Raw genomic sequence first — 13,025 nt, 5'->3', positions numbered from 1 at the left:
GGGTTTTTAATAATCATAATATTGATCTATTTTATCAATAAGTTCTTTATATTTTTTCTTATTTTCTTTAAGCATCACAACATAATAAGTGACATGGGCTTCTTCTTCATCAATTGGCAAAATAATACGATCAGACATCTTTCCTTCTCTTTTAATAGAAAGATTAGAAGTATAAGAAGGAAGAGTAGAAGCTTTCACGATTTCATTAAAAGTAAAACGTTCTTCTTGTAATAAATATTTTGTTTTTGGTGTTTTTTGCATATGTAAATCATGCCAAAAACCAATATTTGAATAAAGTAACATGGTTTGTCCATCTAAATCATGAAACTTAATAGTTTTTTTCTTTGTAAGAGGATGATTTAAAGGCAATGATAATAATAAGTCTTCTTCTACATAAGGAATACAAACATATTGAGAGTCATCAACTTGTTCAGGTGTAATAATTAGTTGATACTCTTTTTCTTTTAATTTTGTAATTAAATCTTTTTGATTAATGACAGCTGTTTGAATTGTTATTTGAGGATAAAGTTCTTTAATTAAAGGTTCAATATCCCACATAGGTGCAGGAGAACAAGTTGCAATAGAAATACGATGAAATGATTGATCATAATCTTGTACATCATTTATCATTGTTTGAATACTTTTAATGATTTTTTGAGCATGCTTAACAGCTAATTCACCATTTTTATTAAGAACAATTTTATTTTTATAATGATCAAAGAGTTCTACTCCTAAATCACTTTCTAATCTTTGCATAGAGCGTGAAAGGGCTGGTTGTGAAATTAATAATTCTTTGGCAGCTTTAGAAATTGTTTTATTTTCAGCAATATAAATAAGTTGTTCAAGTTGATTAAGTTCTATCATATAATGACCTCCTACTATGCGTTTAAATTATAGCACATTTCTTTATTGGTATTGTACTTTTAAGTAATAAAAAAATAAAATATGTATGTAAAAAGGAGAAACTAAAAAATGAAAACATGGTTAATTACAGGATGTTCAAGTGGTATTGGAAAAGGAATTGCGAAAGCTGTTTTAGAAAGTGGGGATCAAGCAATTGTTACAGCAAGAAATAAAGATAAAGTGATGGATATTGTAGAAGCTTATCCAGAAACGGCTTTAGCTGTTTCTTTAGATGTATGTAGTCAAGATAGTATTAAAAACGCTGTAAAAGAAGCATACGATAAATTTGGAACAATTGATGTTCTTGTTAATAATGCAGGATATGGTTATCGTAGTGCTGTAGAAGAAGGAGAAATCGAAGCAGTTCAAACTTTATATCAAACTAATTTGTTTGGACCAATTGAATTAATTAAAGCCGTTCTTCCTAAAATGAGAGAACAAAAATCAGGCTATATTTTAAATGTGACTTCGATTGCAGCCGCAAGATCCGCTGTAGGTTCAGGATATTATGCTTCAAGTAAAGCAGCCTTAGAATTACTTACAAATGGTTTAATGAAAGAACTAGCTCCATTAGGAATTAAAGCAATGGTTGTTCAACCAGGAGCTTTTAGAACAAGATTCTATGATGGTGAATCTTTACAAGGAACAAAAGCTCAAATTGGTGATTATGAAGCAGTCGTAGGTAAATCAAGACCAGGTAACTTTGAAAACAAACATCAACAAGCAGGTGATCCAGATAAAGCTGGTAAAGTCATTGTAGATGTTGTGCATAATGATGATTTACCAGAAATTTTAACTTTAGGTAAAGCAGCCGTAACAGCAGTTAAATCAACTTTAGAAGCAAAAATTGCAGAATTAGATAAATGGGCTGAAGTATCAGCTTCATGTGATTATGAGGAAGGAAAGTAGAAAGATGAAAAGAGTAAGACTTGGAAAAACAGATATGTATGTTAATGCGATTGGACTAGGATGTATGGGATTAACTCATGCCAGTGGACTTCCAACGCCTAAAGAAGAAGCAGTAGAAATTTTAAGAAAAGCACATGACATGGGATATGATTTCTATGATACAGCTGAATGTTATACAGGAGTTAATCCTGATGGAAGTACAGCTTATAACGAAGAAGTTGTTGGTGAAGCTGTTAAACCATTTAGAAAAGATATTATCTTATGTACTAAATTTGGTGTTAAACATATGGGTGATCACCTTGAATTTGATAGTTCACCAGAAACAATTAGAAAATCCTTAGAAGGATCATTAAAGAAATTACAAACAGATTATGTTGACGTTTATTATCAACATCGTATTGATCCTAAAGTAGAACCAGAAGTTGTTGCTGGTGTGATGAAAGAATTAATTGAAGAAGGAAAAATTAAAGCATGGGGTATTTCTGAAACAAATGAAGAATACTTAAGACGTGCTCATGCTGTATGTCCTGTAACTGTTATTGAAAACAGATATTCAATGATGGCTAGATGGCATGAAAATTTAATGCCTGTATGTAAAGAATTAGGAATCACTTATGTTGCTTTCTCTCCTCTTGCTAATGGGGCACTTACAGGAGCTTATCAATCTAAAAAAGCTTTCGGTAGTGGTGAACAAGACTTTAGACCTGATATGCCTCAATACAGTGAAGAAGGAATTAAAAAGACAAATGAATTATTAGAAGTTGTCTCTCAAATTGGTGAAAAACATCATGCTACAAATGCACAAATGTCACTTGCTTGGATGATTAATAAATATGATTTCATTATTCCAATTCCAGGATCAAGAAAACTTGATAGACTTCAATCTAACTTTGAAGCAGGTAATGTTGAATTAAGTCAAGAAGAAGTTAAAACAATTGATGATAAATTAAATACAATGGAATTTAAAGTATTTGGAGGTCATTAATGATTCAATTAGATAAAAGGGAAGCTTTTCCCTTTTCTTCTAATCCTTTTGGATTGGTTTATGAAAATGCTATAACTGAAAATAAAGAAAATGAAGTTCAAATACATCCAATTACTTATCAATTAAATGGCATAAAAATTGCTTCTAATATCTATACACCAAAAAACCATAGTAAAGATAAACGATATCCTGCTATTGTTATCGCTGTTCCTAATGGAGCAGTTAAAGAACAAGCAGCTGGACTTTATGGACAAAGACTTGCTGAAAAAGGATATATTACAATTGTCTCTGATTGCATGTTTTTTGGTGAAAGTGAAGGAATGCCAAGACAACAAGATATTCCTTATTATCGCATAGAAGATATTAGAGGGATGATTGATGTTATCTTCTCATTTCCTGGCGTTGATTCACAACGTATCTATGGTTTAGGTATTTGCGGTGGAGGAGGCTATCTGCTTTCATGTGGACAAATGGATAAACGTTTAAAGAAAATAGCTACTGTCTCTATGTTTAATACGGGAGCGGTTAGACGTGAAGGCTTTCAAAACAGCCAAGTTGATACCGTGTTAAAAAGACTTCATGAGGTTGCTTCTATTCGAGAAAAAGAATTAAATGAAGATACTTTGATTTATAATGCGAATATGACAGAGATGAAACCAGAAGTAGGGCATCAATTACCAATTGAAATGTATCGAGAAGGTTATGAATATTATGTAGAAACACATTTTCATCCTAATAGTCATTCATGTTTTTTACAAAGAAACTTGATGGATTTGATGGTTTATGATCCAGTTCAATTTATGTATCTTCTTGATCAACCATTATTAATGATGGTTGGAGATCATGCTGATACAAATTATATGAGTGAACAAGCTTTTGAACTAGCGATTACGACAAAAGAAAAAGAACTTTATTATCTTAAAGATGCAACCCATATACAAACGTATTACAAAGAAAGTGTTGTAAAAGAAGCAATTGAAAAATTAGATATATTTTATAAATAAAGTTGGTGAAAAAATGCAAAAAGCAATTATTGTTTGTCTAAGCAAACAAAAAGATGAAATCATAAATCTATTACAACTTAATGATTATTCTTTTGAACCCTTATTATCAAATGAACAACTTTATTTGATAGGTGATATCGAAGAATATCAAATTAATTTATTAATTAATATTATTAAACACTATAAAATTATTAGAAATGAAACACAATTATATATAAGTTATAGGGAGATATAAAAATGAGTATTTTATTTATTAATGGAAGTCCTAATAAAAATGGAAATACTGTAAGACTTACTAAAAAATTCTTAAAAGATCAAGAATTTAAAACATTAAATCTAGTTGATTATAAAATCTACAGTTATGGTCAAAACTTTGAAGATGATCAATTAGATGAAGTTATTGAACAAATGAAAAAAGCAGATACAATTGTTATTGGTTCACCACTTTATTGGCATAGTATGTCAGGAGCTATTCGTAATATTTTAGATCGTTTTTATGGTTATGTAGATGAAAGTTTATTACAAGGAAAAGATATGTATTTTGTTTTCCAAGGATATGCACCTACAAAGGAACAATTAGCTGCTGGTGAATATACAATGAGTCGTTTTGCTAAACTATATGGTATGAACTATAAAGGGATGATTACTGAATAAAAAGACTATAAAGAAACCTAGCTTTTAGGTTTTCATTATAGCCTTTTTTATAGCTTTAAATATTTTTCAAGTTTGGTGAATTTTGGAATACATATAAAATGTTTATCAAGAAAATTTTTGAAAAAACTAATGAATGTTCCATTAAACAAAGCAACAATAATAGTTCCTATACCAATACCAACAATTCCATGAAATAAGAATAAAGACATGATAAAAGATAAAATAAGGAATGTACAATCAAAGCAAGTTTTAAATATTTTTAAAGTAATATGATATTTTTTTGATATTTCTTGAACAAAAAAATCATAGATTTGAGGATATAAATAAGATTTATAAAACATAGCGACAGCCATTGCTGAAAGTATAAAACCGATAAAAAAATAAACAATACGTAATTGAAAACATATTTCATTTTGAGTTTGAAAGAAAGGAATAATTATTTTCCAAATATCTGCCATTGTTGCATATAAAACACCTGTGATAAAAGAACTCAAATATGCCATTTTAAATTTCTTCATTAAAATACAAAAAATGATAAAAATAATTCCTTCAACAATATATTCTGCCTGACCATAAGTAAGTGAATAAACTTTTTCACTTAAAATATAAGCGGGTCCATTTATAGCAGATAACCCCATGTTTGCAATAGTCAGTAAGTCTATTGAAAATGATAAAACTAATATTGCAATTAAATACAATATCTCACTATTTATTCTTCTTTTTTTCATTTTAATCACCTCACCATGCATTATAGAAGTATTTATCAATAAAATTAAAAATGTTTCCAAATTGGAAACATTTCTAAACATGTCTACAATTGGTAGATAGTCATTTTCTTTCTATTTCAATGAGGTTCATGTATAGTTGAAGTAGGAGGTGGTATTATGGATAATGATAGATTTGCTAGAACAATAAAAAATGCAAGACTTAAAAAAGGGTACACTCAAAGTCAACTTGCTGATTTACTAAATGTCAGCAACAAAACAATTAGTAAATGGGAAACAGGAAGAGGTTATCCTGATATTACCTTACTTGCTAAAATAACGTCTGTTTTAAAATTAGACTATGAAGAACTCCTTCAAAGCAATGAATATATTATTCAAAAAAGAAAGAAAAAAAGAAAAGATATTTTTATCATCAGTATTGTTTGTTTTATTTTTACAATTACACTAATTGGTATGTATAAAGTCCAAAAACAGCAAAAATATGAAAATAATTATAATAATATCATTCAAAGATTATGCAGTGATTATTATGTAGGTGACCAATTGGCTTTAGCTTATCGTGAACCTGCTTCGTTAGTGGTTATGTATTCGGGTGGGTTGACACAAAAGAAAGTTATTCAATTTTGTGATTATTTAAATATTAATGATTTTAAAAAGATTAAAACAATTAAAACTGAACGATCATTTGATCCAACTTTTTCTTATATTAATCGTGATAATCAGGATAAACAATATGAATTTTATATTATGAGTCAAAAAGGTGATATAAAAGTAACGATTGTCATACTTAAAAATAATATCATTAAAATCCTTGATGATGAGAATCATCAAGTTCATTATTATCAAAGTCAAAATATAAATTATGAAAAACTTAATATAGATCATTTACCTTGGTAATACCAAGGTATTTTTTTATGAAAATGTTATAATTTTTGTAACATATGATACCTTTAAAAAGTATTACTAATGAAAGGAGGGTTTTGTATGGAAGAAGTGATTCAACGAGAAAAAGAACTGGTTTATCGTTTAGCTTTTAGTCAATGTCATCAAAAAGATCAAGCAGATGATATCTTCCAAAATGTGATGTATCGTTATATGAAAAGAAAACCAGTTTTTGAATCTTTAGAACATGAAAAAGCTTGGTTTATAAGGGTAACACTTAATTGTAGTAAAACATCTTTGAAGTCTTTTTGGCATAATAAAATAGATGAAATCGATGAACAAACTTATATTTTTGAAAAGCAAGAAATTGATTTGACCCCTTATTTAAATAAGCTTTCTAAAAAGTATAATGTAGTTCTTTATTTATTTTATTATGAAGGATATTCAACAAAAGAAATGGCAGAATTATTACATATCAAAGAAAATAATGTTCGTGTTTTATTAAACCGAGCAAGAAATCAATTAAGAAAGGAGATAGAGGCTGATGAAAAATAAATCATTTAAAAATTATTATGATGAAATTCAAGTTGATGAAAATCTTCTTCAACAAATTCCTATAAAAAAACATCATTACTATAAACCTATTTTGATTATTTCTTGTGTAGTTCTTTTATTTGTATTAGGTATTCAAAACAAAGAAACAAAAGATACATTTGAAATTCTTGCTTATAATCAAACCTATAATTCTATTACTACTCAAGCAACACCGATGGATTATTATTTAATTCATGATCAGGTCAATATAATGGATAAAGTGCAATTGAAAAAGAAATATGAAGAAAAGTATTTTTCTAAAAAAACAGATTTTAAACAATCGCAATTAGATTTAAAAAATTATGATGGAAAATATTATTTAGATGGGTATCTTACAACAAGTTATTTTACAGTAGATGTACAAAGTGATGAAATTGAATCAATTCGTATTGTTCAAGGAGGAAATCCTTTGGAGATTCATCTAGGTGGAAAAGTCTATCAAAGTGATACTACGATTTCTTATGATCTTTATAAAAAATATTATCATACAAAAAAAGGCTTAAAAGTTATTTGGAAACCAGAAGATTATCTTTTTAACTCTAAGATAAAAGATATTTCTGATAATTTTAGAATTGAAGTGAACTATAAATCAAAAGCAAGTAAACTTTTTGAAGTAGAACTTTCTTTTAATCAAAAAGGACAAATGTTTGTTCAAAAAAGAAAAGCAAAACGTACAGAAATTAATACTGAATTAAAGCAATCAAAACATAAATACTTACGTTTTAGTACTTTAAGTGAATCAGAAACAATCAAAGAATTAAAAGAACTCCTTCCTCAAGAAGTTATAGATGAATTGATGAAAAATGGTTATGTTTATGAAGATAAAAAAGAAAATTATTTTAATTTCAGTAATGATAAAGATGAACCAACTTTAAGACTTGATGTTAGTTATGATAAAAATAACAAAATCATTCAATATGTTTCAAAAGAATATGGTTTTACAGATAGTATTACATCAACTCTTGAAAAAGACCCAATAGAAATTATTAAACATGCACAAGATATTTTGATGAATCAACAACTTCCTCTTACAGAAGTCATCCTTCCTAGTCATTATAGTGGAGGAAACTATAAAGCATATATTGATGATTCTTATCAATATGTTATTCAAACAGATATCAATATGCTTGTTCGTATAGAAAAAAGAGAAGAAAATGATATTGTAGAAAAAGAAGTCACTTCAAATATTTATAGCTATGATGATATCACTTCAGCAATTAATACAGTTATTGATTATTTTAATGAAAATTTTAAAGGCTGTACATTAAAAGAAATTTATTATGCGGGAGATAATGAAAATTATTTTAAAGAAATACTACAACAATATGGTGCAGATGAAGCTATTGTTTTAACATCAACATTTGATGTTGATGGAAGTGGTGGAGATGGTTCTTTAAATCCTAACAGTACTTATAAAGATTGGATTTGGTTACTTGTAAGAAATAAACATGGTGAATGGAAACATGTAGATCATGGTTATTAAAATGGTATAAAAAAGATGAGCATCCATCAAGGATGCTCAATCTCTATACAAACATTACACTTCCAACATGGTTATTATAAACTATTTTATTGAATAAATTAAACAAAATAATTAAAAAAATTAATTTTCACATAATCCATTGATAGAAGAGTATAAAATAGAAAAAATAGTTATTTTGATAATAAGTTTTTTATTATTTATTATGTTATTTTAGTTTGTAAAAATGAATCAGTATAATAATATAATTCCTTTTTAACAAATTATTTCCCAAGAAATAATTCATAAATTGGAAGATTTAAAATAAAGGAGAAAGATGATGACGAAAGAGAAAATAGAAAATAAATTATTTTGGCATTATTTATCAGGAGGAGTATTAGCACTTATTTGGATTTGTATAGAAATTGATATTTATCCTGTTAGAAATACTGATGAGTATTATTTGGGTGGATATAATCAATTAAGTTGTTTATGCTTGATTATTTTAGGAATTTTGGTTTATAAAGTAATAAAGATCATCTCTTTGAAGAAACAATTAAAAAAAGCACAGTTGTGCATAGAGCATAAATAAAGCTTGTTTGTTTTTTGCGATAGATGCACAAGAAAAATATTTTTTCTTATCTTTAAAATAAAATATCTCTAAAATACACCTAGACACTAAATGTCACCTTGCTACTGTCAAAAGGCGAGGTGGTATTTTTTTTTAGGAGGAAATTTATGAAAAAAGAATTAAAAATGCCCAAAACAAAATTTGAAGCTATTGTTTTTACAGCTATTACAGCTTGGATGGTGGTTTATGTGATGAATTACATAAACATCACTGTGTTAGTGAAAACTATAAAGAAAGTGTATTTCATCGAGAAAAAATCATGGCTACTGATTTAGGTAATAATATTGCTATTCCTCATGGTAGTGAAAAAGAAATTATAAAATCTAAAATCGTTATAGCAACCTTAAAAAAACTATTTTATGGAATCAACATCAAGTACAGATTATTTTTATGATTGCTATGAATATGAAAGAACCTCTTTATGCAGTTATGGATAATAAACAAGCCATGCAAGTTTTATTAGAAGCCAAAGATGCTAAAGATGTTATTGAATATCTTAAAGCTTAAGAAGAAATTCTTAGGCTTTTTTCTTAATTTAGGAAATCCATTGTTTCATTTCATTGTAAAGATTATTGTAAAGATGAAATGGAGGAATAATGATGAAAAAAGCAGCAATTATAATAGCATCAGGTTTTGAAGAAGGTGAAGCTATAACAATTGCAGATATTATAAAAAGAGCAAATCTTCAATGTGATTTAGTAGGTTTTGAACAAGAGGTTAAAGGAGGACAGGAAATCATTGTAAGATGTGATCACATCTTAAATGAGACACTTCTTGATTATGATATGGTTATTTTACCAGGGGGTTATGGTGGAGCAGAAGCGATGAAAAATAACCCAACACTTATTTCATATTTACAACAAATGAATGAAAAAGGTAAATATGTTTGTGCTATGTGTGCAGCACCTATTGTTTTAGAAAAAGCCAATTTATTAGTTGATAAAAAATTTACAGCTTATCAAGGCTATGATCAAAAGATAAAACAAGGAACTTATTTAAATGACAAAGTGGTCATTGATAGCAATATTGTTACAAGTAGAGGACCAGCAACAGCTTATGGATTTGCTTATAAACTTGTAGAATTATTAGGTGGAGATGATTTAGCAGTTAAAAAGAGAATGGTTTATTTTAATGCATTTGATGTCAAGGAGGATGAATAAAATGGGACGTGTTGCAGTATTAATGGCTGAAGGATATGAAGAAGGAGAAACATTAACAATTGTGGATTTACTTCGTCGAGGGGGATTAGAATGTCATACGTTTAGTTTTAATGAAGAATTTGTAAGAGGAATGCATGATATGTATGTTAAAGCAGATAAGCTTTTTAATGATGAAATTAAAAATTATGATATGCTTGTTTTACCTGGAGGAAGACCTGGTGGTCAAAATTTATTAGAAAATCAAGATGTGATTTCACTTGTTCAATATTTTAATGAGCATCATCAATATATAGCAGCGATGTGTTCAGGAACAGTTGTGTTAGAAAAAGCCAATGTCATTAAAGGTAAAAAAGTAACAGGATATACAGGTTATCAAGATAAACTTGTAAGTGGAGATTTTGTAAATGAAGTCGCTGTTTTTGATCAAAATATTGTAACGAGTCAAGGACCAGCAACACCTTATCCTTTTGCTTTTAAAATTCTAGAAGTCTTTGGTAAGGATGTTACTGAAATGAAAGAAAGACTAATGTATAATTTTGCAGGAGGAAGATAGAAAGAGAGTGATTGTATGCTTTATGGAAAGTTACCGATTGTTTTTTTAAGTACTTTAGCGAGTGAAAAGAAAGATTCAACGAATAGTCAAATTGCAACGTATTTATTAAATCATTTAGATGATATTAAGGATATTGGTATTCAAGAGATAGCAAAGGAATGTTCTGTAGCGATGAGTTCTATTTCAAGGTTTTGTAAGGAAATAGGATTAAATGATTTTAATGAATTGAGAGAGTTATTGATTTCAATAAAGATGAATTTTGAACAATATTCTTCATCTTCTAAGGCTAAAAATCGTTTAGAAGAATATAGTTTAAAAGTTAAAGAAAGTATTACAATGGTAGAAAAATCAATAGATATGCAACAAATAAATGCATTATGCAAAGAAATCCAAAAATATCAACAAGTAGGTATCTTTGGTTTATTAAAAGCAGGAGCAGTTGCTTTTAATTTACAAAGTGATTTATTGATGTTAGGAAAACAAACTTATTCACATATTTCCTATAAGCAACAATTACAATATATTTCATCAACCAATGAAGATGATTTATTGATTATCTTTTCTTATACAGGATGTTATTTTGATTATCCTGATATAAGCACTTTAAAGAATAAATTAAAGAAACCACAAATTTGGTTGATTTCAAGTAAACAAGAAAGTTATCCAGATTTTATTGATCATGTGATTACCTTTGATTCTAAACGAGATCAAAACAGTCACCCTTATCAATTACAATTTATTGCAAGTTTAATAGCTCAAGAATATGCAAGGAGGATTTGATCCTCCTTTTCTTAATTTAGGAAATCTAATGCGTTAGAGATTATAAAGTTATATGTTTTTATTGAGGTGAAAATTATGATCAATAAAAGTTATAAACATTGGATGATTGTTTTTTTTTATGTGTTGTTTAGCAGCCAGTTCTATTGGTTTATGTACCAATGCGATAGGTGTTTTTTATACACCTGTAGCTAAAAGTTTAAAAGTGTTAAAAGGAACTTTTGCGATGCATGCCACACTTTCAACTTTAGCGACAGCATTAACTTCATTAAAGATGTCAAAAGTGATTAAAAAATATTTCTATAAAGAGGTCTTACTAATAGGTGTTATTTTATCAAGTGGTGCAACTTGGTTGATGTCTTATAGTACATCTGTTTATTTATTTTATATTTTAGGTATTTTAAGAGGAATCGGTGTAGGTATTTATGGAATGGTTTCTATTACAGTTGTTATTACAAATTGGTTTGATAAAAAACATGGCTTAGCGACGAGTTTAGCATTAAGTTTTAGTGGACTTTCAGGGGCTATCTTTTCACCTTTATTAAGTTCATGAATTACTTGTTATGGTTGGCAAATGACTTATCGTTTCATGGCTATCTGTATTCTTGTTTTAGTTCTTCCAGCATTAATTGTTCCTTGGAATATCGATCCTCGAAAAGAACATTTACTACTTTATGGTTATCAAAATAGAAAAGAAATAACTAAAGTTCAAAATAATAAAATAAAGTTACTAACCATCAGTTTCCTTTGTATGTGTTTATTTACGCTTTTACATACTTCAATTGCAGGAATTTCTCAACATCTATCGGGTGTTGCTGTAAGTATTCATTTATCAGTTACTATCGGATCAACTTTCATGTCATTTACCATGATAGGCAATATTAGTACTAAATTATTAATTGGATTTTTAAGTGATTTATTAAGTCCTATAAAAGCAGTAATCATGATGATTCTAACAAATTGTCTTTCTTTAGTTCTATTATTTTTGGGAGTGATTCATCAAGAAACGCTTTTACTTTATATCGGTTCATTGATGTTTGGTTCTATTTATTCTGTGGGTGCTGTAGGGATTTCGATGTTAACACGTTATTTCTTTGGAAATGAAAACTATGCAAGAACTTATTCTGTTATTGGTTTTCTTACAAATGTAGGGAGTGCCAGTTCATTAACATTAATTGGTTATTTATATGATTTTACACAAAGTTATCAAATTGTTTTTATTATCACTTTATGTTTTCATCTTATAAATTTAATATTGTTAGTTATTATTTGTTTACGTTATAATGGCGTAGGTGATAAATAATGAAATATTGTAGTGAATGTGGAACTAAACTTATAGAAAAAGAATGTGGCATAGATGGACTTGTGCCTTATTGTCCAACATGTAAACAATTTCGTTTTCCAATGTTCAATAGTGCAATTTCAACGATTATCTTTAATCCTACAAAAGATAAGATTTTGCTTATTAAACAATATGGAAAAGATTTCAATGTATTAGTAGCTGGATATATTACAAAAGGTGAAAACGCTAAAGAAACATTGATTAGAGAAATTAAAGAAGAAGTCAATTTAAATGTAGTTGATTATACATATAATGATAATGAATACTATCAACCATCAAATACTTTAATGCATAATTATGCAGTTGTTGTTGACAGTGAAGATTTTAAACTGACAAATGAAGTTGATGAAGCTCATTGGTATTCAATTGAAGAAGCAAGAAAACAAATCAAACAAGGCTCTCTTGCTCATTCATTTTTAGAAAGATATTTAAAAAAACAGCATTAGC

General features: G+C 28.1%; 18 protein-coding genes. 16 read left to right on the top strand and 2 right to left on the bottom strand.

From position 1 onward, the window contains the following. Positions 1–6 precede the first annotated feature (6 nt). A complete protein-coding gene (locus OCV55_RS06155; protein ID WP_032090989.1) occupies positions 7–864 on the bottom strand; it encodes a LysR family transcriptional regulator in 858 nt (285 codons plus the stop codon). Positions 865–972: 108 nt separating this feature from the next. Between OCV55_RS06155 and OCV55_RS06150 the strand changes: the two genes are divergently transcribed. The 5 genes from OCV55_RS06150 to OCV55_RS06130 are packed head-to-tail and all read left to right on the top strand — an operon-like array spanning position 973 to position 4,455. Continuing rightward, positions 973–1,812, top strand: a complete 840-nt coding sequence (locus OCV55_RS06150; RefSeq protein ID WP_022002472.1) for an oxidoreductase — start codon at positions 973–975, stop codon at positions 1,810–1,812. Between the two features lie 4 nt (positions 1,813–1,816). Continuing rightward, positions 1,817–2,797: an aldo/keto reductase gene (locus tag OCV55_RS06145; RefSeq protein ID WP_147580118.1), complete on the top strand. Its 981-nt coding sequence runs from the start codon at positions 1,817–1,819 to the stop codon at positions 2,795–2,797. Further along, complete coding sequence (locus tag OCV55_RS06140; protein ID WP_147580117.1) at positions 2,797–3,801, top strand: alpha/beta hydrolase; 1,005 nt, start codon at positions 2,797–2,799, stop codon at positions 3,799–3,801. Before OCV55_RS06145 ends, OCV55_RS06140 begins: the two co-directional genes overlap by 1 nt. A 13-nt stretch (positions 3,802–3,814) precedes the next feature. Further along, on the top strand, positions 3,815–4,036 hold the full coding sequence (locus tag OCV55_RS06135) for a hypothetical protein (protein ID WP_106987508.1): 222 nt from the start codon (positions 3,815–3,817) through the stop codon (positions 4,034–4,036). 2 nt (positions 4,037–4,038) lie between these two features. Continuing rightward, complete coding sequence (locus OCV55_RS06130; RefSeq protein WP_147580116.1) at positions 4,039–4,455, top strand: flavodoxin family protein; 417 nt, start codon at positions 4,039–4,041, stop codon at positions 4,453–4,455. A gap of 47 nt (positions 4,456–4,502) precedes the next feature. On the opposite strand, the gene OCV55_RS06125 is transcribed toward OCV55_RS06130, so the two are convergent. Further along, the gene (locus tag OCV55_RS06125) at positions 4,503–5,183 is read right to left on the bottom strand and encodes a DUF6198 family protein (RefSeq protein ID WP_118470156.1); all 681 of its coding nucleotides are present in this window, start codon (positions 5,181–5,183) and stop codon (positions 4,503–4,505) included. 156 nt (positions 5,184–5,339) lie between these two features. On the opposite strand from OCV55_RS06125, the gene OCV55_RS06120 reads away from it, so the two are divergent. From OCV55_RS06120 to OCV55_RS06065, 11 genes are all read left to right on the top strand, one after another. After that, the gene (locus OCV55_RS06120; RefSeq protein WP_147580115.1) at positions 5,340–6,077 is read left to right on the top strand and encodes a helix-turn-helix domain-containing protein; all 738 of its coding nucleotides are present in this window, start codon (positions 5,340–5,342) and stop codon (positions 6,075–6,077) included. Between the two features lie 87 nt (positions 6,078–6,164). Beyond that, positions 6,165–6,617, top strand: a complete 453-nt coding sequence (locus OCV55_RS06115; RefSeq protein WP_052011010.1) for an RNA polymerase sigma factor — start codon at positions 6,165–6,167, stop codon at positions 6,615–6,617. After that, a complete protein-coding gene (locus OCV55_RS06110; RefSeq protein WP_267309837.1) occupies positions 6,607–8,139 on the top strand; it encodes a hypothetical protein in 1,533 nt (510 codons plus the stop codon). Before OCV55_RS06115 ends, OCV55_RS06110 begins: the two co-directional genes overlap by 11 nt. Positions 8,140–8,455: 316 nt before the next feature. Continuing rightward, a complete protein-coding gene (locus tag OCV55_RS06105; RefSeq protein WP_032090981.1) occupies positions 8,456–8,707 on the top strand; it encodes a hypothetical protein in 252 nt (83 codons plus the stop codon). 211 nt (positions 8,708–8,918) lie between these two features. Continuing rightward, complete coding sequence (locus OCV55_RS14100) at positions 8,919–9,140, top strand: PTS sugar transporter subunit IIA (RefSeq protein ID WP_147580114.1); 222 nt, start codon at positions 8,919–8,921, stop codon at positions 9,138–9,140. A 205-nt stretch (positions 9,141–9,345) separates the two neighbouring features. Continuing rightward, positions 9,346–9,906 (top strand): DJ-1 family glyoxalase III, encoded by a 561-nt coding sequence (locus OCV55_RS06090; RefSeq protein WP_147580197.1) that lies wholly within the window; start codon positions 9,346–9,348, stop codon positions 9,904–9,906. A 1-nt stretch (position 9,907) separates the two neighbouring features. Continuing rightward, complete coding sequence (locus tag OCV55_RS06085; RefSeq protein WP_117871141.1) at positions 9,908–10,459, top strand: DJ-1 family glyoxalase III; 552 nt, start codon at positions 9,908–9,910, stop codon at positions 10,457–10,459. Positions 10,460–10,474: 15 nt separating this feature from the next. Next, positions 10,475–11,239: a MurR/RpiR family transcriptional regulator gene (locus OCV55_RS06080; protein WP_147580112.1), complete on the top strand. Its 765-nt coding sequence runs from the start codon at positions 10,475–10,477 to the stop codon at positions 11,237–11,239. Between the two features lie 118 nt (positions 11,240–11,357). Next, complete coding sequence (locus OCV55_RS06075; protein WP_147580111.1) at positions 11,358–11,789, top strand: MFS transporter; 432 nt, start codon at positions 11,358–11,360, stop codon at positions 11,787–11,789. Between the two features lie 21 nt (positions 11,790–11,810). Further along, entirely contained in the window at positions 11,811–12,539 is a 729-nt protein-coding gene (locus tag OCV55_RS06070; RefSeq protein WP_147580110.1) for an MFS transporter, read from the top strand. Continuing rightward, positions 12,539–13,024: an NAD(+) diphosphatase gene (locus OCV55_RS06065; protein WP_147580109.1), complete on the top strand. Its 486-nt coding sequence runs from the start codon at positions 12,539–12,541 to the stop codon at positions 13,022–13,024. Before OCV55_RS06070 ends, OCV55_RS06065 begins: the two co-directional genes overlap by 1 nt. Position 13,025 lies beyond the last annotated feature (1 nt).

The sequence above is a fragment of the [Clostridium] ammoniilyticum genome, assembly GCF_025566905.1.
Classification (GTDB): domain Bacteria; phylum Bacillota_I; class Bacilli_A; order Erysipelotrichales; family Coprobacillaceae; genus Faecalibacillus; species Faecalibacillus intestinalis.
The sequence above is the reverse complement of the archived record's forward strand: the minus strand, read 5'-3'. Positions and strand labels throughout refer to the sequence as shown.

Coding starts and splice junctions, on each gene's coding strand:
- OCV55_RS06065 (WP_147580109.1), top strand. CDS start 12,539: ATGAAATATTGTAGTGAATGTGGAACTAAACTTATAGAAAAAGAATGT.
- OCV55_RS06145 (WP_147580118.1), top strand. CDS start 1,817: ATGAAAAGAGTAAGACTTGGAAAAACAGATATGTATGTTAATGCGATT.
- OCV55_RS06120 (WP_147580115.1), top strand. CDS start 5,340: ATGGATAATGATAGATTTGCTAGAACAATAAAAAATGCAAGACTTAAA.
- OCV55_RS06135 (WP_106987508.1), top strand. CDS start 3,815: ATGCAAAAAGCAATTATTGTTTGTCTAAGCAAACAAAAAGATGAAATC.
- OCV55_RS06105 (WP_032090981.1), top strand. CDS start 8,456: ATGACGAAAGAGAAAATAGAAAATAAATTATTTTGGCATTATTTATCA.
- OCV55_RS06075 (WP_147580111.1), top strand. CDS start 11,358: ATGTGTTGTTTAGCAGCCAGTTCTATTGGTTTATGTACCAATGCGATA.
- OCV55_RS06090 (WP_147580197.1), top strand. CDS start 9,346: ATGAAAAAAGCAGCAATTATAATAGCATCAGGTTTTGAAGAAGGTGAA.
- OCV55_RS06085 (WP_117871141.1), top strand. CDS start 9,908: ATGGGACGTGTTGCAGTATTAATGGCTGAAGGATATGAAGAAGGAGAA.
- OCV55_RS06110 (WP_267309837.1), top strand. CDS start 6,607: ATGAAAAATAAATCATTTAAAAATTATTATGATGAAATTCAAGTTGAT.
- OCV55_RS06070 (WP_147580110.1), top strand. CDS start 11,811: ATGACTTATCGTTTCATGGCTATCTGTATTCTTGTTTTAGTTCTTCCA.
- OCV55_RS06080 (WP_147580112.1), top strand. CDS start 10,475: ATGCTTTATGGAAAGTTACCGATTGTTTTTTTAAGTACTTTAGCGAGT.
- OCV55_RS06115 (WP_052011010.1), top strand. CDS start 6,165: ATGGAAGAAGTGATTCAACGAGAAAAAGAACTGGTTTATCGTTTAGCT.
- OCV55_RS06125 (WP_118470156.1), bottom strand. CDS start 5,183: ATGAAAAAAAGAAGAATAAATAGTGAGATATTGTATTTAATTGCAATA.
- OCV55_RS06140 (WP_147580117.1), top strand. CDS start 2,797: ATGATTCAATTAGATAAAAGGGAAGCTTTTCCCTTTTCTTCTAATCCT.
- OCV55_RS06155 (WP_032090989.1), bottom strand. CDS start 864: ATGATAGAACTTAATCAACTTGAACAACTTATTTATATTGCTGAAAAT.
- OCV55_RS06130 (WP_147580116.1), top strand. CDS start 4,039: ATGAGTATTTTATTTATTAATGGAAGTCCTAATAAAAATGGAAATACT.
- OCV55_RS06150 (WP_022002472.1), top strand. CDS start 973: ATGAAAACATGGTTAATTACAGGATGTTCAAGTGGTATTGGAAAAGGA.